Raw genomic sequence first — 18,348 nt, forward strand, 5'->3', positions numbered from 1 at the left:
CTTTGATGCATGATGTAACCCCGCCCCCAGAACAAAAATAAAGGAATTACTCCGGTGCCCCTGATTTCCACTGATCAAACGTTTGCCCTTTGCGCCGTAATCATGGCAATCATTTCTTTCGGTATGTGGGCGGAAAAAACACACTGGGGTCAGAAACTGGGTGGGCCACTGATTCTTCTGGCCACGTCCATGCTGGCGGCTAATAGCGGACTTATTCCGTTCAGTGCGCCGGTTTACGATGTCATTGCGTCGCTGCTCGTCCCCATGGCCATACCCCTACTGCTGTTGCGTGCAGACTTCCGCAGTATTTTTGTGGAATCCGGTTCCATGCTGCTGGCGTTTATCATTGCCGCGGCGGCGACCGCCATCGGCGCGCTCGTGGCAGCCTCGGTTCTGGACCTCGGCCAACAGGAAGCGCAGATTACCGGCACCATCGCCTCCAGCTACATCGGCGGCTCCCTGAACTTTGTTGCCACCGCCGAAGCGGTGGGTATCAAAGACTCATCACTCTATGTGGCCGGTTTATCGGCAGACGCCGCCGGTGCGGTATTCTTCCTCGTTTTATTGATGCTGCTGCCAACGTTTCAGTACATTCGCACGGCACTGCCCTCAAAATATATTGATATCAACGGTGGCAAGGCATTGCCCGCAACCCTCAGCGAGTCTGACAACGACACAAACGCCGATACAATCCCCGATACAATCCCCGATACAAGCACCGGCAGCGAGCCCTTCCAGTTGACTCGCATCGCCAACGGCCTGACGGTCAGCCTTGTGATCTGCGCGCTCGCTGCGGCCATCACTTCGCTGCTGGATATCGGCGCGCTGTACATACTCGTGGTCACGGCCCTGACCCTGGTTGTGGCAAATTTTGCCAAACCGATCGTCAGGCAGGTCTCATCCGAGTTCGAGATCGGCTCGCTGTTCATGTATATCTTTTTTGTTGTCATCGGCGCCGGTGCCAATCTCAGCCAGGTAGTCGGCGCCGCACTCCCGATCGCGTTGCTGATCGTCGTCATGGTGCTGGTACATTTCTGCATACTGCTGTTTGTCGGCAAGCTGATGAAGCTCGATCTAGCCGAAGTCATCATTGCGTCCAACGCCTGCATTCTGGGCCCGGCACCTGCAGCCGCCCTCGCGGCCAGTAAAGGCTGGCAGGCACTGGTTGCGCCAGGTATTCTCGTCGGTCTGTTCGGCTACGCAATCGCCACTTTCATCGGTGTGGCAATCGCCAGCATCCTCGCGCTTTAATTGACCGGGGCAGTCACGTCGATATTGCTAAAATCTATGGGACCAGACTTAGGAGTAGCGTACCCTTGCGGGGTAAGCCCATAGAAGAGTTATCCAAGCGATGAGCAATGACGATCTGAACGCAATCCTCGAACTGGACTGTGAAGCCCGCTACGAATATTTCCTCGATATCGTCGGTGAGGAGCGGGAGGTCTGGATTCTGATCAATAGCGAGGAACACTTCCTCAAGCTGCACGCCGAAGACCAGGGGGACTTTGAATATCTTCCTCTGTGGCCGAGCGCCGCTTTTGCGGAAGATTACGCCGCGAACGACAGCGATCTTACCCCGCGCAGCATTCCCCTGCCCCAGTTCCTGAACCGCTGGCTTCCCGGGCTGGACAAAGACGGCATCGACGTTGGGGTATTTCCCGGCGCAGACAAAAGTGTCTGGATCACCGGACCGGAAGATTTGGGACAGGATCTGCGGGACGAACTTGCACGGTTCTGAACAAGCGGGCGTAAGCCCGCTACTTTGTGTCAGATAGAACAGGCAATATCGATCAGGCGGCTGCGCGCTGCAGCATCTTCAGCGCACTTTCGATGTAGGCGAGCCGCTCACTGACGGTCAGGGACTCCGGACGCACCCCGATCTTGATCCCCATAACCTCGACAGCCTGGGGACCGGCAGCGTCGATGCAGCGCTGGAATTCCGTTTCGGTAAGCAAGGAGCTGGCCTCAAACGACCCGGTATCCGGCGTTCCCGCCGGCGGCATATGCGTATCCTGCCAGGCACCATAGGGGCCATCTGCACCGGAGACACCGGAGAACATCAACCCTCGCAACAGCCCTGCCGCATATGCCGCCTTCAGATGCTGTACCGGCCCATCCACACTGCGCGCTTCCAGTACTGAGCGACCCCAGTTGATGCACAGGCCAATATTGCTATCGGTCTTGCGATTGAGTTCATTCACAGCCTCAATTTCCGCCTCGATGCGCAGAAAACCCTTGGCGGGTGTCTGGCCCTCAACATAAGTGTCGCAATGTTCTATCACCAGGGCTGCGCCGTCCCAGTCCCAGCTCGACATTTCTTCCAGCGAAGCCACAAGTGCAGCCACATCCGGGCGTACCCCCTCAGCCGGGCGCGGCGCAGTGTGGATCATCATCGCCTTGACTGCCTGACGCCCAAGATGACGGTTGAGCTTGTGGATGGCCTGCCGCGCCTGCTCATAAAACGCGAGCGCTGCCTGCCGCCCCGCTGCCACGCTGGACGCAATACCAAAACCCGCATTCTCCGAGAGCCGCCCCATTACTCCGGGAATACCGGTGAACACAAAATCCCAGCACGGATCTATGGTCGCAAGGAACCATTCGTCATCCTGCCCGTGCAACGCCCCGGTAAACGGGTGCTCCAGTCCGCGGATGCCGGGGATAGCCTTGAGGCCACTGAAGTACGCGGTCTGGACCTCCGGGTCCCAGGATTGAGTAACCGGGGCTGTCGCATAGGCACCCACATAAAAACCCGTCATGGTGTTTCCCTATCTCTCGCTTCCAATGTTCAACTCGAAATCAGTCGGCTGTTGCAGCCACATTCGCCCCTGACTTGACAGAGGCAAGTGCACACATATACTTGCGCAATCAAGCATTTGTGAAGGATTAAATTATGCCACAGGAAACGATCAGTGCCACCCTGCTTCTGCAGAATGCTCTACAGGCGTCGCGAATCTCCAAAAAAATGGAAAGCCGCTTGAGTGTTCACGGTATCAGTATGACCGAGTATCTGGTGATGCAGAGTCTAAGCCAGGACGCGTTCAGTGAAGTTTCACGGATAACACTGGCGGATCACCTGGGCATGAGTGCGTCGGGAGTGACGCGTCTGCTGCTGCCCATGGAAAAAAACAAAATTATTGAAAAAGTCAAAAACCCCCGCGACGCCAGACAGAGCCGGGTCAGGCTTTCAGCCACCGGTAAGAGAGTATTCGAAGAAGCCCGCGTTACCTTTGAACAGATATCCAGTGATCTGGCCTGCAACCTGACGCAAACCCAACAGGAGCGATTGGTGGAGCTGCTGGAGAAGATCCAGTAGTAAAACAGAAAACATACTCCGGCAAAACATACCCAGGCATGTGTAGCGAGGGGGAATCGCGATTCAAGTTACTCCGGGGGAGAAACATTCAAACACACAATGCTCAGCGACTCCCCCCGCTCCCCACGAAACGTATCGAGAAAATGACAGTCGCCAACCGCCGTCACCTCAGGCACATAAGTGTGCCCCATATAGACGCGATCAATTCCGTCGATAGAAAATGGGCGCAGCTGGTCGGCGGCGGTAGCTTCCGCATAAGTGACACTGTCGGCAAGGGCTTGCCGGTATTCCGGCTGGCTTCCCACACGCTCCCCCTCCACCAACACATTGCGATACAGATGCGTTACCAGCTTCCTGGGCCACAATAGTGACTTGGCTGCGATATCCACAATTGGGTTCGACAGGGGGGCCCCCGCTATCCACTGTGCATTTATCGCATCCAGTAATCGGGTCACCACGACCCAGCTACTCTGCGGCACATCCGCGTGCACCAGTCCCGCAGTCCCCTGCGCTATATCCGTTTCAATCTCCATAGCCCAGGGCCACTGGCGGACCTTGTCGACAAGGCGCTGCTGTTCGATTTCAGGTAATTCGTAAAACCAATCACCGCCATTGGCAAAATGCAGCGGCGCCGATGCAGAATCCTCGAACCCCGCGATCATCATGGCTTCATGGTTGCCCAGAATACTGAAGTACACCCGCTGGTCGATCATATCCAGCAGGGCCACACTATCTGGCCCACGATCAATAATATCCCCGAGACAGAAAAGTCGGTCGCGTGCGGGATCGAATGCCAGCGCATCCAGCTGATTCAGTAGTTGCTGAAGATGCCCATGCAAATCGCCTACAACAAAATCACGCCCGACAATATTTCGTCCCACAGCTCGGTAGGTAGCCATCATTCCGTGTATTCAATCCTCACACAGATAGTACATTAGCATGTCAGCAGAAGACTGTAGCGCTGAATTCATCGGTTGTCAGGAATAAACCGAACTGAAGTGGAAATATCCCGCTCCGGCGCGAATTCAATGGGGCCCTAGTGCGTCATACCGTTTTTGTATGCGCCTGTGCGCCGGTTCATACCACGGAGCGACCCACACCAGAAGGGATCAGGAGGGAAGAACAGCGGGCAAGCGAAGGGCCCGCGGAATTAAATTTATACAATCAAGTGGCGGGGCAATCAATATTTGTCGAACCGACCACGAAGCCCTGCTATATGTAAACCGGATCTCATTGAGCCTCTCAGTGACAGAATTCAATCACCGTTCCCCAACACAGCCTTCCCTGGCACATCAGCCATAACGTCGATTAATGCCGATGCTTCCTGGCCTGCTGATACAGCGTATCTTTTAGACGCGCCCGCTGGGTTTTCAGTTCTTTGAAATGATCATCATCCGTAGTAATACCGCGCTCCTCCAGGCCACGAATGGCCTTGTCCAGTTTATGGTAATTGTCACGGTCCGTTTTGAATTGAATACTGTCCTGAATCAGGTGGCGGATACTGTCGGCAAGGTCGGGGAACTCGGTTTCCAGAGTGCGTGAGGGATTAGCCATGGACTGCAGCTCCTTATGATTGGTGCTTCCCTCAGTGTAGTCTCTGCGCGCGCGGTAACCACAAGCCAGGCCATCGGTTAAAAACAGCCAGCCGGGACAAAGCGGCGATCAAGAAATAAAAGTAGAAAATTAAATCCAACAAATGAAATAAAAGTAGAAAATTATCTCGAGGAATCTCTGAATTTCCCGGAGCAGCCCAGTCCGCATTAGAACTGAGGCCCAGCTGGATTGAGCGCTCCGGCCCCCAATATACCGGCTTAGACCTCACACACTCAGCAGCAGGTGCTCCCGCTCCCACGGCGAAATTTCCCGGTGGAACTGGCGCAACTCTTCTTTCTTTACATCGGCATACAATCGGCAAAAATCCTGCCCAAGCACCTGGTGTATCTCCTCGGCGTTCTCAAAAATTCGCAGGGCTTCATCAAACGTCGTCGGAATATAGGAACGAGACTCCCGCTCGTCATCGAGCTCTCCTTGCAACGGTGCATCCGGCTCGATTCCGTGCAGCATACCCAGGTAGCCACACACCAGACTCGCTGCGATCGACAGGTATGGATTGGTATCCACCCCGATTACCCGGTTCTCCAGCCGGCGATCCTGGGCGCCCGAGTTAGGTACACGCAAGCCGGTGGATCGGTTGTCGTAGCCCCAGGCGAGATTGGTTGGCGCACTGGAATTGGCTTCCGACTCGAAGCGACGATAGGAATTCACATTCGGCGCGATGAAGGGCATCACCTCCATCAGGTACTTCTGGGTACCGCCGATAAAATGGCGGAATAAAGCGGTCGCATTGCCGTCTGCGTCAGAGAAGATATTCTTGCCAGTGTTTATATCCACCACACTCTGGTGTACATGCATGGCACTGCCGGGCTGATCCCGCATGGGTTTTGCCATAAACGTGGCAAACATTCCATTGTTCAGCGCGGCCTCTTTAATAATGCGCTTGAAGTAAAACACCTGGTCGGCGAGCAACAGTGGATCACCGTGAGTGAGATTGAACTCGACCTGGCCGGCACCATCCTCCTGAACTACGGAATCGATATGTAATCCCGCGGCCTCCGCATAGTCGTAAATGGTATCGATCACCGGGCCGTATTCGTCAATGGCAGACATCGAATAGGACTGGAGCGCAGTGCCAGATCGACCATTTCTGCCAACGGGAGGCTGGACCGGCTCGTTTGGATCAACATTTGGCTGGGTTAAATAGAATTCCAGCTCAGGAGCAACCACCGGTCGCCACCCCTTGTCTCGATACAGGCCGATTACCCGCTTCAGAACATTACGCGGCGCGCAGGGGATTGGGTTCCCATCCAGATCGTTCAGGTCGTGGATGATCTGCAGCGCCGCCTGCTTGGCCCAGGGTACCGCCATCGCCGTGGACATATCCGGCACCAGTAACATATCGCTCTCAGCCCATTGATTGGCAATTTCCATCTCCACATCCTGGCCGGAAATGGTCTGATAGAAAATGGAAACCGGCAGATAGATCGGACTTCCTGGAGAGAACTTACTCAATGGCATCGCTTTACCACGCGACATGCCATTCAGGTCCGGGACGATGCACTCTACCTCATCCAGTCGCCGACCGGCGAGATAAGTTTTGAATGCGGTGGGCAGGGTTTCAAGCCATGTACGGTTATCGGACTGACTCATGGGTGCTCCGGTGAATGACGGACTATTGACTGCAGTGTACTGGAATTTGATTAACTAGGTCCGCTGACCGTGGAAAAATAAGCGACCGATACTGAGAACGGTGATCCAAAAGAGTTGACTGCTACAAACGCGGGCAATAATTACCAACAAGCTTCTTCGACTACCCAATATAATCAGAAAGATATTCAAGGAGCCACTTCATCTGCTCTCCCTTCACCGAATTAGGCATATCAGCATTAGCCAGCCATACAAATATATCCCCCACCTGCGTCACCACCACCACACCGGACATGCCCGGCAAGTAACCTTCTTTGACATTTAGATATCTCTGGTTGTGTGCTTTGTACAGGTAAAATGCCTTACCGTAACACTGGCGAAAAACACTGGTATCGCAATTCTGCATATCCTCTGGCCGGGTGATAAAACCGGGATATTTTCGTTCAATAAGATCTGTCATCAGGTGTCCGTATGCTAGCGCACTTCCAGACAGCCCCGCGGTGGCAGAAACCGCCAGATAATCAAAGTTACCGGTGAACCGCTCACCGTAAAACTCGTTATTCCTGAAATCACGTTTGACTTCGTCCTTAGCACTCACTTCCTCAATGAAGCGTATACCCAGATTTTCCAAGGATAAAAGATCACTCAGCGCCTCGCGAACAGGAGTCTGTTGATAGTGGGCAATCACCTCACCCAGTAAGCAGTGATTGATGTTTGTGTACTGGGTGTCGGAGCCAGGTGCAAACTTCAAATGGGCAGAAGTCAGCTTATCCAGTGCATAAGGGCACCAGGGTTTGCGCCGGGAGTTAAATATCTGGTTGTTTTTTCCTACCAGTCCAGCACGATGCTCCAACAAATGCTGAATTTGGATCTCCGCGGCCTCAGGCTTGCCCTCCTCACCAGACACCAATTCCGGGAAAAACACATCCAGCACCGGTGTGTTCATTGACAAGCGCCCTTGGCGCTCCAGCTCCAATATTGCAGCCGCGGTAATCGGTTTGGTCATGCTGGCATAGCGAAAGCGAGCCGTTTCATTGAGGGAATCAGAAATTAGCGGTGTGCCGATCCAACCCGTTTCACAATGATGTTCATCGCCATTCGCTCTGATTAATATCAGCTGACTGGAAATTGCGCGCATTTTCGGGATCAGATCTTTGGCCAGACTGGAAAGCCACTGAGGAGTTCTGTTACTACAGGAAACTGGAGCAAGGAACGCTTGCACAGGGAATAGCGCCTTCATCACACCGTTGCGATCGGCAATCCAGAAATGTGTGCCGGTAGCCAAACCGGTCAAAACAACCAACAATACAATCAGATCAACTCTGCGGTTCCTAAGCCAAACACCCAGACTCGACATCACATTACCAATAACCAAGTTGAAGACCTGAAGAGACAAAAAAGGCACCCGAAGGTGCCTTTTCCGATTCGAATTCGGACAGATCAGGGATCCGCCGGCTCCTGAGGTTCAGCGGGTTCGTTACCCTCATCATCACCGCCATCACCTTCAGCAGTAGCAAGATCTACGGAACAACCAGCCGGGCGGAACTTGGCATCTGCAGAAGAGCCGCAGGTCCAGTTGCCGCTGGTGTCGCGGTACCAGCCCAGTTGAGATGCAGTCTCACCGACCAACACAGCGGCAGCCTTGCCACCGAAGGTCGCAACCAGAGAAGCGGTATTGGCTTCCAGATCAATAGTGGCGGAGAGACCGTCAGGTTGCAGATCGGTAGCACCGAGCAGGTTGCTCGTGCTCCAGCCAAAGCTACATTCGGTATCATCCATACCTTCCATCATGCAGGATTCTACCGCGGTGCGCATAGAACCCACTTCGCTCATTACACGGCCAACCTGTGATTTGGCCACATAGGTCTGGTACTGCGGAATCGCAATAGCCGCCAAGATGCCGATGATCGCAACCACGATCATCAATTCAATAAGAGTAAAGCCCTGTTGCTTTTTCATTGTAACCGTCTCCATAAGACTGTTGTTTTAAGTGAAATCCGGTGAGGAAGTCGCCAATTACGATACCTGTAATGTGGCAAAACGCGCAAGCACGGAAATTGCGCGCAAACGCTAGTTTGGGAGGAAAATCACCTTACGACAGGTTAAATATTGGCCGACACTTATATTTTTCAACCAAAACATGGTATCGAGTGACGCATTTTGTCAGCTTTGACCGGAGTGCTTTAAATGTTTGCTGTGCATTTCATAGGTACGAATCAGAGGTCCAAATACCTGAATTCGACTCAAGCCTGAGATGGCAGCACTCGGGATCCAAATATGTTCAGGAGCAGATACCTGGTTCACACCCTGACAGCCTGGCGCTTTGGGATCATTGGCGGGTATCCCGATATTCGCTATATTGGAGCACTTGCTGCTATCAGGAATTCCTTGCTATAGCAGCCACTTACGTACAAGCTTTAAACAAAAGAAATAACTTTTAATCGGCACACTAACAGCGGTTCCCCATGAGCAGCACTCCCTTAAGTGGTCTGGCCAAGCGGCTGGTTTCTGACAATGCTATCGATGAGGCCACGGCTCAATCTGCCATCAAGGCAGCCAAACGCGAAGGGCAAACCTTTGCCCAGCACGCGGTAGAAGCCAAGCTGATTAAAAGTCGAGAGCTGGCCAATATCGCTTCGCAAGCGTTTGGCAGCCCATTGTTCGACCTTTCCAGCTACAACTTTGATTTACTGCCCCACGGTATTGTTGACGAGAAGTTGATCAGCAAGCACTTTGCGCTGCCTTTGTTCAAGCGCGGTAACCGACTATTTGTCGCCGTCGCCGATCCCACCAATCTGGCAGGCCTCGATGAAATCAACTTCAACACCGGTCTCAGTACCGACGCGGTATTGGTTGAAGCCGACAAGCTCGCCAAAGCCATTGAGAGCTACCTGTCTAACAACGGGGATATAGGTAAAGGCCTGGAGGGACTGGATGACGAAGACCTTGACAGCCTCAGCATAGAAAGCGGCGATACAAATCGTGAAGAAGACAACGAGCCCGGTGGCGACGAGGCTCCGGTTGTACGTTTTGTAAACAAAGTACTGCTGGATGCCATCCGTACAGGTGCCTCAGATATTCACTTTGAACCCTACGAGAAAACCTATCGAGTACGTTTACGCACTGATGGCGTTTTGCATGAAGTTGCCCGCCCCCCTATCCAACTGGCTACCCGAATTTCCGCCCGCCTGAAAGTAATGTCGAAGATGGACATCTCTGAACGGCGGGTTCCCCAGGATGGACGGATCAAAATGAAGCTGTCCAAAACCAAGGCGATTGACTTCCGGGTAAACAGCCTGCCCACCCTCTGGGGCGAGAAAATTGTTCTGCGGATTCTGGACCCCTCCTCCGCGAAACTCGGGATTGACGCTCTGGGGTACGAGGAAGAGCAGAAGAAAATCTATATGGATGCCCTGGCTCAACCTCAGGGCATGATCCTGGTGACAGGCCCCACTGGCTCCGGTAAAACCGTATCCCTTTATACGGGTCTGAACATTCTGAATACCGCTGAGCGCAATATTTCTACCGCCGAAGACCCGGTGGAAATCAACCTGGAAGGCATCAATCAGGTTAACGTCTCCAACAAGGTGGGACTCAATTTTGCGGAGGCACTGCGCTCCTTCCTCCGACAGGACCCTGATATTGTGATGGTGGGTGAGATTCGGGATCTGGAAACCGCAGAAATTGCGATCAAGGCCGCCCAGACCGGTCACTTGGTGCTATCCACCCTGCATACCAACTCTGCACCGGAAACCCTGACCCGCCTGATGAACATGGGGGTACCAACCTTCAATATCGCCACCTCGGTAAGCGTGATTATCGCTCAGCGGCTCGCGCGACGCCTTTGCGGGGAGTGCAAAAAGCCGGTCCAGCTGCCAGACGAAGTGCTGAAAGACGAGGGTTTTGATACGGTCACCATCCCAAAGAATGAATGGCAAATTTACCAGCCTGTCGGTTGCGAGCACTGCTCCAATGGCTATAAGGGACGCGTAGGTGTGTATGAAGTAGTTCGCATAACTGACGGAATTTCACGCATTATAATGGAGGGTGGTAATTCCATTCAGATTGCCGATCAGGCAAGGAAGGAGGGGTTCAATAACCTCCGCACCTCGGCACTGCGCAAGGTGACAATGGGTATCACCAGTCTCGAAGAGGCCAACCGGGTTACCAACGACTAATAACCAACTCGTCACAGCGACCTTGACGCAGTCTTGAAAGCCGAATTCTGCCAGACATGGATTTCGGATTAACCTCGAAAAGACGATTGCGATTCAGGTCCAGAATGGCGAACAACAAAATACATGTATTTCGGGGTCAAATTGACCTCGTTTTTAAGACCAACGGGAAATAGAGCCATGGCCAAAGCTGCCGCCGCAGTTGCTTACACCTATAAGGGCGTGGACGCCAAAGGCAACAAAGTTGCTGGCGAGATCAACGGCACCAATCCGGCCCTGGTTAAGGCCCAACTACGCCGCCAGGGAATTATTGCAAACCGGGTACAGAAAAAGCCCAAACCGCTATTTTCTGCCAGCAAAAAAGTCTCACCTTCCGATATTGCCCTGTTTACCCGACAACTCGCCACCATGATGAAAGCCGGTGTCCCGCTGGTACAGAGCTTTGAAATTGTCGCTGATGGCTCCGATAACCCCGGGGTAAAAGAGCTGATTTCCAAAGTCAAAGACGAAGTTGCCTCCGGTACAGCTTTTGCCGATGCGCTACGCAAACACCCCCTGTATTTCGACGATCTGTTCTGTAACCTCGTCTCATCAGGTGAACAATCCGGTGCGCTCGAGACCATGCTCGACAGAATTGCCACCTACAAAGAAAAAACGGAATCCCTCAAGAAAAAGATCAAGAAAGCCATGACCTACCCGGTAATGGTTATCGTAGTCGCGATTGTGGTTACCGCGATTTTGCTGGTGAAAGTTGTGCCGCAATTTGCATCGACCTTTGCCGGCTTCGGCGCAGAGCTGCCCGCATTTACGCTTTTTGTAATGGGAATTTCGGAGTGGATGCAGGAATACTGGTTGATATCCTTTATTTGCATTGTTGTCGGCATTGGCGGCACGATTGAAATAAAAAAGCGCAATAAAAATGTTGCCAACTTTTTTGACAAGCTGATGCTCAAAATTCCGGTACTTGGCCTGATCACCTATAACTCCATTGCCGCACGCTTTTCACGTACCCTGGCCACAACCTTTGCCGCCGGTGTTCCGTTGATTGATGCCCTCAAATCCGTGGCTGGGGCCACTGGCAACGTCGTATACGAAGAGGCGACGCTGAAAATTCGCGACTCCGTTGCGACCGGCATCCCTCTCAATGCAGCAATGGGACAGTCTGGCCTCTACCCCAACATGCTGGTGCAAATGGCAGCCATCGGCGAAGAATCCGGTGCACTGGATGAAATGCTGGGTAAAGCGGCGGATTTTTACGAAGAAGCCGTAGACAACCTTGTAGATAACCTGACGACCATGCTGGAGCCAATGATTATGTCCATCTTGGGCGTGCTGGTTGGCGGACTGCTGGTTGCCATGTATCTGCCAATCTTCAACCTGGGCAACGTGATTTAAAAGAACCCGATATGTTCGAATACTTTTCTACTTACCCAGCGCTGCTACTTAGCAGCGCTTTTGTTTTAGGCCTGCTGATCGGCAGTTTCCTGAATGTTGTTATCCACCGTCTACCCATCATGATGGAGCGGGAGTATCAGCGGGATTTTTACAGTTACTTTGACAAGCAACCTTCCAAAGAAGAACAAAAGCAACTAAGCGAAACCTACAATCTCGTTCTCCCCCACTCCCACTGCCCCAAATGCAAGACGGAGATCAAGCCCTGGGAGAATATCCCCATCATCAGCTACCTGATGCTGCGGGGTAAATGTGGCCGCTGTGGTACGCCCATATCCAAACGCTACCCGCTGGTAGAGCTGGTGACCGGCATCCTGACGGCGGTGGTGGTGTGGCAGCTTGGCTTTACCTGGCAGGCGCTGGCGGGGGTGTTTTTTACCTGGGCGCTGGTGGCCTTGACCGGGATTGATTTTGACAAGCAGTTGCTTCCCGACAATATCACTCTGCCGCTGCTGTGGGCGGGGCTGGTGATCAACCTGTGGGGTGTATTTGTGCCGCTGCAGGAAGCGGTGATCGGGGCAATAGTCGGCTACCTTTCCCTGTGGAGTGTATTTCACCTGTTCAAGCTGGTGACCGGCAAGGAAGGCATGGGTGCGGGGGATTTCAAAATCCTTGCGGCCATTGGCGCCTGGTTCGGCTGGCAGTCCGTATTGTTGGTAATTCCGCTGTCCGCGGCGGTCGGCGCCCTCGTGGGGATTTTGTGGACAGTGATTTCCGGACGGGACAAGAATTTGCCGATCGCCTTTGGGCCATATCTCGCTGGCGCAGCCTGGATTGCCATGTTGTGGGGAGAAGTGATTATGGGGTGGTATTTTCGGATTTCTGGGTTGAATAGCTAGTTGGTTTGCCGAGCTGGCGCTCGGCGTTCCCGGGAAGGGGCGAGTTGGTATGTTTACGGTTGGATTGACTGGTGGTATCGGTAGCGGCAAATCAGCTGCGTCCGCACGGTTCCGAAGCCACGGCGTAAACGTGGTGGATGCGGACCAGGCGGCGCGGCTTGTGGTTGAGCCCGGGCGGCCGGCCTTGGCGGCAATTGCAGAGCATTTTGGGGCGGAGATGGTGCTGGCAGATGGGAGCCTGGACCGTGCGGCACTGCGCAAGCGCGTATTTGACGAGCCGGCGGAACGGCGCTGGCTGGAGCAACTGACCCACCCATTGATTCGCGAGGAAATTGTTTCGGCACTCGCTGCTAGCCCGCAAACTCACCCGGCCCCTTACGCGATTCTTGAATCACCACTGTTAATCGAGTCCGGGCAGTCTGCGATGGTCCAGCGAATCTGTGTGATCGACTTGCCGGAGCTGACTCAACTGGAGCGGGCTTCGTCACGGGATGGCAATTCGCCTGAACAGATTCGCAAGATTATGGCGGCGCAGCTACCGCGAACACAGCGGTGTGCAAAGGCGGACGATATTCTGGATAATAGCGGCTCACTTGATTCCCTTTATGCTCAGGTGGATGCCCTCCACACGAGGTATCTCCAACTGGCTTCTGAATTCTGATTGTTGTGATTCTCATGTCTGACCGCCCTACCCTCAGCTGCCCTACCTGCAAGAAACCCATTGAGTGGAGTGAACAGTATCCGCACCGGCCATTTTGCTGTGAGCGCTGCAAGTTGATTGATTTAGGCGAGTGGGCCAGTGAGGGCCACAAGATCCCCGGGCAGCCGGTTTATGATGACGTTCTGAGTGACGATTTGGATCCGAGCAAGACTCGCCACTGAAACCGGGAATGCAGAGCCCCAGCTCGGCATTCGTGGCTGGAGTCTTCGGCTTCAATAAAGAGTTTCGCGTTCCCGCCGCGTTAATCGGCCAGCCACAGCCTTGCCTGTAAGCCCCATTTCGACGTCATTCCCGACGTTACCGCACTGACTTTGCCCTGCCTATCCACGATGACGATTGTTGGCGTCACCTGTAGGCCCCAGCTATTGCTGAGTTGGCCCAAAGGGTCGTTGATGGTGGTGAAGTTCAGGTCGTGCTTTTGCTGGTAATTGGTCACGTCCTGTTCGCTTCCAGACTGCAGGGCAATGGTGAGAACCTGATGGTCTTGCGCCAGCTGTGAAACTGCCGGGGAAACGGCGCGGCAGTAACCACACCAGGTCGCCCAGAAGTAAATCAATACCGGGCCGTTTTCGGTCATTTCCGCCAGGTTGACTGCCTGCCCGCGGGTATCAGTGGCAACCATTTGAGGAGCCATACCCTTTGGCATATTGCGGCTGTGGTACCAGGATACGGCACTGAAAATGGCCCCTGCCAGCAGGATAAACTTGACCAGCGACCACAGCCGCTGACGCCACCTCATTGCTCTGCTTCCTTTCTCAGCGAGTCTGCTCTGAGCACATCCAATCCCGTCACTTCGATGGTTCCATTGTCGTAGCGCCACTGCAGGTTATAGCCGCACAGCTCCATACCGTATATCCGTTGGGGATCCGGTTGCTGGTAGGCGGGCTTTGGATCCTGGGCCAGTACTTGTTGTATCAATGCGGGGAGGTCGGTACCCCAGTCGTCCTGGTATTCGCGGGCTTTGGCCGTTACCGCTGGAGGGATTATGACCGGCACAGGTGCGGGGGCCTGCTCCGCGAGTTGGCTGTGAGCAGAGGGTACCGAATCGGCATAGGGGATATAGGGTTTGATATCCAGAATGGGGGTTCCGTCCAGCAGGTCGGCACCGGCGACGATCAGTTCCACCCTTGGACTTGAACGCACCTCGATCAGACGCACTACAGAGAGACCGATGTTGTTTGGTCGGAACGGCGAGCGGGTGGCGAATACACCGAGTTTTTTATTGCCCCCCAAGCGCGGCGGGCGGACTTTCGGGGACCACTGGCCGGCCACCTGATGGAACTGAAACGTTAGCCAGAGATGGCTGTGTTGCTCCAGACCAGCGATAGTTTCGGGATCGTTGTAGGGGGTCAGAAGTTCAATGGCCGCGCGGCTGGCATCCGCCAACAGGGGCTGGCGAGGGATGCCGAATTTTTCGGTGAAGCAGGAGTGGGTGGTGGCTATTGGGACTATGGTCATTTTTTCTATTTCGTGTGAACTGGGAGCGCAGAGCTCCCAGTTCGGCAGTCGGCTCAAATACCGCCCATGCAGAGGTATTTGATTTCCAGGTAGTCGTCGATACCGTATTTGGAACCTTCGCGACCGGTGCCGGATTGTTTGATACCGCCAAAGGGCGCCATTTCGTTGGAAATAATCCCTTCGTTGATACCCACCATACCGTATTCCAGACCCTCCGCTACACGCCAGATACGGCCAATATCACGGGCGTAAAAGTAGGACGCGAGGCCGAATTCGGTGTCGTTGGCGATTTGGATAGCTTCTTCCTCACTGCTGAATTTATACAGTGGGGCGATGGGGCCGAAAATTTCTTCGCGGAAGAGTTTCATGGTGTCGTCTACACCGGACACCACCGTGGGGGTATAGAAGCACTCACCCAACTCACTGGGACCGCCTTCATTCAGGTTTTTGGCACCCTTGCTAATGGCGTCTTCCACCAGCGCCCTGACATCGTTCACGGCCCCCGGATTGATCATGGGGCCAACGTCTACCCCCTCTTCCATGCCGTTACCCAACTTCAGTGCGTTGACCGCTGCGCTGAATTTTTCCGCGAACACATCGAATACACTTTCCTGAACCAGAATCCGGTTGGCGCACACGCAGGTCTGGCCGGCATTGCGATATTTACACACGATCGCACCTTTGACGGCTTCGTCGATGTCCGCATCATCAAAAACAATAAATGGCGCATTGCCTCCCAGCTCCATGGAGGTTTTCTTGATGGTCTCGGCACACTGCGCCTGCAGCTGTTTACCCACGGCAGTGGAGCCGGTGAAGGTAAATTTGCGCACCAGGGGGTTGGTGGTCATTTCCTTGCCGATTGCCCGCGAGCTTTTCCCCACCACAACGCTGAATACACCTTTGGGCACACCGGCTTGCTCTGCCAGCACCGCCATTGCCAGGGCAGAGAGTGGCGTCTCTGAAGCGGGTTTGGCGACGAAAGTACAACCGGCGGCCAGTGCCGGGGCCACTTTGCGCGCAATCATGGCACTGGGAAAATTCCACGGGGTGATGGAGGCGGTGACGCCCACGGGCTGCTTGATAACGACGATGCGCTTGTCTTTGGAGGGCGGTGCGATGACGTCGCCGTAGGCGCGCTTGGCTTCTTCGGCAAACCACTCGAGATAATTGGCACCGTAGAGAATTTCGGTACGAGCCTCGGCCAGGGGTTTACCCTGTTCCGCGGTGAGAATTTTTGCCAGGTCGTCGGCATTGTCGACAATAAGGTTGTACCAGTCGCGCAGAATTTTCGCGCGCTCCTTGACGGTCAGGTCTCGCCATTCTGGCCAGGCTTCGTTCGCTCCCTCAATGGCACGACGGGTTTCGTCTGCGCCACAGCTGGCAATGGTGGCGACGGTTTCGCCGCTGGCGGGGTTAATAACGTCGAGAGTTTCACCAGAGTCCGAGTCAATCCACTGGCCATTGATGTAGGCGTGTTTGCGCAGCAGGTCGGGATTTTTGAGGTTCAACACGGGGGCTCCTTGTGTTTATTTGAGGTTCATCTGCAGGCAGACTCCTACAGGATCGGGAGCGCGGCGTTGCCGCTCCGCAACCGGTTTGTTGGACACGCCTTGCTTTGCCCAACCTACATGGGGAATGAGAGTTCGCCTGCAGGCAGGCTCCTTCAGAGAGCCCGCTGGAAACGCCGGGCTAGCCTGGCGTTTGCGCCAAGTTTAGCCCCGCGTGAATTTGATCACCTTTACTTCACGGGTATTGCGCCGCCCCGCGCGAATCCCTGCTTTATTTTTTCTTTTTCACAAACTTCATCAGGCGGCGCTTTCTCGCCTTTTGACGGTCAGTGAGCTTGTTCTTTTTGCCCGCGTAGGGGTTTTTACCGGTGCGGAATTCGATTTTCACCGGTGTACCGTGCAGGTCCAGGGCCTGACGATAGGTTTTTTCGAGGTAGCGAACGTAGTGGTTCGGCACATCCTCGGTCTGGTTTCCGTGGATCACAATGATCGGCGGATTTTGTCCACCGGCGTGGGCATAGCGCAGTTTGATGCGATGGCCGTTGACCAGTGGTGGTTGGTGCTCACTTACCGCCCACTGCAAAATACGTGTGAGATGGTTGGTCGAGAGCTTGTCTGTTGCCGACTGATACGCGGCCTCGATGGACTGATACAGGTTGCCAACACCAGTGCCGTGCAGGGCGGAAATAAAGTGAATATCCGCAAAATCCACAAACCGCAGGCGACGCTCCAGTTCGGTTTTAACGAATTCACGATGGTCCGGGTCGAGGCCATCCCATTTGTTCAGCGCTACCACCAGCGCGCGACCAGCCTGGATAACGCTGCCCATCAGGTGCATGTCCTGGTCCACCAGGCCTTCACTGGCATCGATCACCAGTACCACGACGTTGGCATCTTCCACCGCCTGCAGGGTTTTGACGATGGAGAATTTCTCCACCGATTCCTTGACGTTCTTGCGCCGACGGATACCCGCGGTGTCGATGATCGTGTAAGGCTTTTCGTCGCGGGTGTAGTTGATGTACACGCTGTCGCGAGTAGTGCCGGGCTGGTCGAAAACCACCACGCGGTCTTCACCGAGCAAACGGTTTACCAGGGTGGACTTGCCCACATTGGGACGACCGACGATGCCGATCTTGATGCCAGTGGCTTCTTCCTCGACTTCTTCTTCACCGCTTTCCGGCAGGCCCTGGACCAGGCGCTCCATCAGTGAACGCACACCGCGGCCGTGGGTGGCAGTAGTGGGGAAGAGTTCACCGATCCCCAGCTCATAAAATGGTGCCAGGGCGATATCCGGGTTAACCCCGTCGACCTTGTTGGCAACCAGAATGGTGGGCTTGGAACGGGTGCGCAGGCGCTCGGCGATCATGTCATCCGCCGGCGTCAGGCCGGCACGGCAATCCACCATGAACAGCACAAAGTCGGCCTCTTCGATGGCCTGCATGGATTGCTGGGCCATGGCGGCGTCAATGCCCTCTTCGCCACCGCTGATACCACCGGTGTCGACCAGGATCATTTTGCGGCCTTCAAACTCCGCTTCACCGTACTTACGGTCACGGGTGAGGCCGGCATAGTTGGCCACCAGGGCATCGCGGCTCTTGGTGAGCCGGTTGAACAGGGTGGATTTTCCCACATTGGGGCGCCCTACAAGGGCGATTACAGGCAACATAATTCGAGTCTA

The 18,348-nt window shown here is 54.4% G+C and carries 18 protein-coding genes and 1 pseudogene; 8 read left to right on the top strand and 11 right to left on the bottom strand.

What is annotated here, in order from left to right; genetic code table 11:
- Positions 1–102 precede the first annotated feature (102 nt).
- Positions 103–1,251 (top strand): DUF819 family protein, encoded by a 1,149-nt coding sequence (locus PVT68_RS06230; RefSeq protein WP_280321816.1) that lies wholly within the window; start codon positions 103–105, stop codon positions 1,249–1,251.
- A 100-nt stretch (positions 1,252–1,351) separates the two neighbouring features.
- The gene (locus PVT68_RS06235; RefSeq protein ID WP_280321817.1) at positions 1,352–1,738 is read left to right on the top strand and encodes a DUF2750 domain-containing protein; all 387 of its coding nucleotides are present in this window, start codon (positions 1,352–1,354) and stop codon (positions 1,736–1,738) included.
- Positions 1,739–1,790: 52 nt separating this feature from the next.
- On the opposite strand, the gene PVT68_RS06240 is transcribed toward PVT68_RS06235, so the two are convergent.
- The gene (locus PVT68_RS06240) at positions 1,791–2,756 is read right to left on the bottom strand and encodes a DUF4862 family protein (RefSeq protein ID WP_280321818.1); all 966 of its coding nucleotides are present in this window, start codon (positions 2,754–2,756) and stop codon (positions 1,791–1,793) included.
- Between the two features lie 134 nt (positions 2,757–2,890).
- Between PVT68_RS06240 and PVT68_RS06245 the strand changes: the two genes are divergently transcribed.
- Positions 2,891–3,313 carry a MarR family winged helix-turn-helix transcriptional regulator gene (locus PVT68_RS06245; RefSeq protein WP_280321820.1) on the top strand — a complete coding sequence of 141 codons (423 nt, stop codon included), beginning with the start codon at positions 2,891–2,893 and terminating at the stop codon, positions 3,311–3,313.
- 68 nt (positions 3,314–3,381) lie between these two features.
- Here the strand turns inward: PVT68_RS06245 and PVT68_RS06250 are convergent, their stop codons facing one another.
- From PVT68_RS06250 to PVT68_RS18405, 6 genes and pseudogenes are all read right to left on the bottom strand, one after another.
- Complete coding sequence (locus tag PVT68_RS06250) at positions 3,382–4,215, bottom strand: metallophosphoesterase (protein WP_280321821.1); 834 nt, start codon at positions 4,213–4,215, stop codon at positions 3,382–3,384.
- Positions 4,216–4,621: 406 nt separating this feature from the next.
- On the bottom strand, positions 4,622–4,867 hold the full coding sequence (locus PVT68_RS06255; protein WP_280321822.1) for a YdcH family protein: 246 nt from the start codon (positions 4,865–4,867) through the stop codon (positions 4,622–4,624).
- A gap of 264 nt (positions 4,868–5,131) precedes the next feature.
- A complete protein-coding gene (locus PVT68_RS06260; protein ID WP_280321823.1) occupies positions 5,132–6,520 on the bottom strand; it encodes a glutamine synthetase family protein in 1,389 nt (462 codons plus the stop codon).
- A gap of 160 nt (positions 6,521–6,680) precedes the next feature.
- Positions 6,681–7,913 (bottom strand): serine hydrolase domain-containing protein, encoded by a 1,233-nt coding sequence (locus tag PVT68_RS06265; protein ID WP_280321824.1) that lies wholly within the window; start codon positions 7,911–7,913, stop codon positions 6,681–6,683.
- A 44-nt stretch (positions 7,914–7,957) separates the two neighbouring features.
- Entirely contained in the window at positions 7,958–8,350 is a 393-nt protein-coding gene (locus PVT68_RS06270) for a pilin (protein ID WP_407666144.1), read from the bottom strand.
- Positions 8,351–8,364: 14 nt separating this feature from the next.
- Positions 8,365–8,476, bottom strand: a pseudogene (locus PVT68_RS18405) (prepilin-type N-terminal cleavage/methylation domain-containing protein); the annotation flags it as partial.
- Positions 8,477–8,982: 506 nt separating this feature from the next.
- On the opposite strand from PVT68_RS18405, the gene pilB reads away from it, so the two are divergent.
- The 5 genes from pilB to yacG all read left to right on the top strand — a co-directional run bounded on the left by pilB (position 8,983) and on the right by yacG (position 13,865).
- Entirely contained in the window at positions 8,983–10,695 is a 1,713-nt protein-coding gene (gene pilB, locus PVT68_RS06275; RefSeq protein ID WP_280321826.1) for a type IV-A pilus assembly ATPase PilB, read from the top strand.
- A 177-nt stretch (positions 10,696–10,872) separates the two neighbouring features.
- On the top strand, positions 10,873–12,087 hold the full coding sequence (locus PVT68_RS06280; RefSeq protein WP_280321827.1) for a type II secretion system F family protein: 1,215 nt from the start codon (positions 10,873–10,875) through the stop codon (positions 12,085–12,087).
- An 11-nt stretch (positions 12,088–12,098) separates the two neighbouring features.
- The gene (locus tag PVT68_RS06285) at positions 12,099–12,983 is read left to right on the top strand and encodes a prepilin peptidase (RefSeq protein WP_280321828.1); all 885 of its coding nucleotides are present in this window, start codon (positions 12,099–12,101) and stop codon (positions 12,981–12,983) included.
- A 49-nt stretch (positions 12,984–13,032) separates the two neighbouring features.
- Positions 13,033–13,644, top strand: a complete 612-nt coding sequence (coaE, locus tag PVT68_RS06290; protein WP_280321829.1) for a dephospho-CoA kinase — start codon at positions 13,033–13,035, stop codon at positions 13,642–13,644.
- Between the two features lie 14 nt (positions 13,645–13,658).
- Entirely contained in the window at positions 13,659–13,865 is a 207-nt protein-coding gene (gene yacG / locus PVT68_RS06295; RefSeq protein WP_280321830.1) for a DNA gyrase inhibitor YacG, read from the top strand.
- An 80-nt stretch (positions 13,866–13,945) separates the two neighbouring features.
- Here the strand turns inward: yacG and PVT68_RS06300 are convergent, their stop codons facing one another.
- From PVT68_RS06300 to der, 4 genes are all read right to left on the bottom strand, one after another.
- Positions 13,946–14,443: a protein disulfide oxidoreductase gene (locus tag PVT68_RS06300; RefSeq protein WP_280321831.1), complete on the bottom strand. Its 498-nt coding sequence runs from the start codon at positions 14,441–14,443 to the stop codon at positions 13,946–13,948.
- The gene (tsaA, locus tag PVT68_RS06305; RefSeq protein ID WP_280321832.1) at positions 14,440–15,162 is read right to left on the bottom strand and encodes a tRNA (N6-threonylcarbamoyladenosine(37)-N6)-methyltransferase TrmO; all 723 of its coding nucleotides are present in this window, start codon (positions 15,160–15,162) and stop codon (positions 14,440–14,442) included. The genes PVT68_RS06300 and tsaA overlap by 4 nt, the downstream gene beginning before the upstream one ends.
- A gap of 53 nt (positions 15,163–15,215) precedes the next feature.
- Positions 15,216–16,673, bottom strand: a complete 1,458-nt coding sequence (locus PVT68_RS06310; RefSeq protein ID WP_280321834.1) for an NAD-dependent succinate-semialdehyde dehydrogenase — start codon at positions 16,671–16,673, stop codon at positions 15,216–15,218.
- Between the two features lie 268 nt (positions 16,674–16,941).
- On the bottom strand, positions 16,942–18,336 hold the full coding sequence (der, locus tag PVT68_RS06315) for a ribosome biogenesis GTPase Der (protein ID WP_280321836.1): 1,395 nt from the start codon (positions 18,334–18,336) through the stop codon (positions 16,942–16,944).
- Positions 18,337–18,348 lie beyond the last annotated feature (12 nt).

Origin of the sequence: Microbulbifer bruguierae, from assembly GCF_029869925.1 — a bacterium.
Classification (GTDB): Bacteria; Pseudomonadota; Gammaproteobacteria; order Pseudomonadales; family Cellvibrionaceae; genus Microbulbifer; species Microbulbifer bruguierae.

Excerpts from the sequence above, each read along its gene's own strand:
- PVT68_RS06245 (WP_280321820.1), top strand. The coding sequence starts at position 2,891 with ATGCCACAGGAAACGATCAGTGCCACCCTGCTTCTGCAGAATGCTCTA.
- PVT68_RS06270 (WP_407666144.1), bottom strand. The coding sequence starts at position 8,350 with ATGAGCGAAGTGGGTTCTATGCGCACCGCGGTAGAATCCTGCATGATG.
- PVT68_RS06250 (WP_280321821.1), bottom strand. The coding sequence starts at position 4,215 with ATGATGGCTACCTACCGAGCTGTGGGACGAAATATTGTCGGGCGTGAT.
- PVT68_RS06240 (WP_280321818.1), bottom strand. The coding sequence starts at position 2,756 with ATGACGGGTTTTTATGTGGGTGCCTATGCGACAGCCCCGGTTACTCAA.
- pilB (WP_280321826.1), top strand. The coding sequence starts at position 8,983 with ATGAGCAGCACTCCCTTAAGTGGTCTGGCCAAGCGGCTGGTTTCTGAC.
- PVT68_RS06260 (WP_280321823.1), bottom strand. The coding sequence starts at position 6,520 with ATGAGTCAGTCCGATAACCGTACATGGCTTGAAACCCTGCCCACCGCA.
- coaE (WP_280321829.1), top strand. The coding sequence starts at position 13,033 with ATGTTTACGGTTGGATTGACTGGTGGTATCGGTAGCGGCAAATCAGCT.
- der (WP_280321836.1), bottom strand. The coding sequence starts at position 18,336 with ATGTTGCCTGTAATCGCCCTTGTAGGGCGCCCCAATGTGGGAAAATCC.
- tsaA (WP_280321832.1), bottom strand. The coding sequence starts at position 15,162 with ATGACCATAGTCCCAATAGCCACCACCCACTCCTGCTTCACCGAAAAA.
- PVT68_RS06235 (WP_280321817.1), top strand. The coding sequence starts at position 1,352 with ATGAGCAATGACGATCTGAACGCAATCCTCGAACTGGACTGTGAAGCC.
- PVT68_RS06300 (WP_280321831.1), bottom strand. The coding sequence starts at position 14,443 with ATGAGGTGGCGTCAGCGGCTGTGGTCGCTGGTCAAGTTTATCCTGCTG.
- yacG (WP_280321830.1), top strand. The coding sequence starts at position 13,659 with ATGTCTGACCGCCCTACCCTCAGCTGCCCTACCTGCAAGAAACCCATT.
- PVT68_RS06230 (WP_280321816.1), top strand. The coding sequence starts at position 103 with ATGGCAATCATTTCTTTCGGTATGTGGGCGGAAAAAACACACTGGGGT.
- PVT68_RS06255 (WP_280321822.1), bottom strand. The coding sequence starts at position 4,867 with ATGGCTAATCCCTCACGCACTCTGGAAACCGAGTTCCCCGACCTTGCC.
- PVT68_RS06280 (WP_280321827.1), top strand. The coding sequence starts at position 10,873 with ATGGCCAAAGCTGCCGCCGCAGTTGCTTACACCTATAAGGGCGTGGAC.
- PVT68_RS06285 (WP_280321828.1), top strand. The coding sequence starts at position 12,099 with ATGTTCGAATACTTTTCTACTTACCCAGCGCTGCTACTTAGCAGCGCT.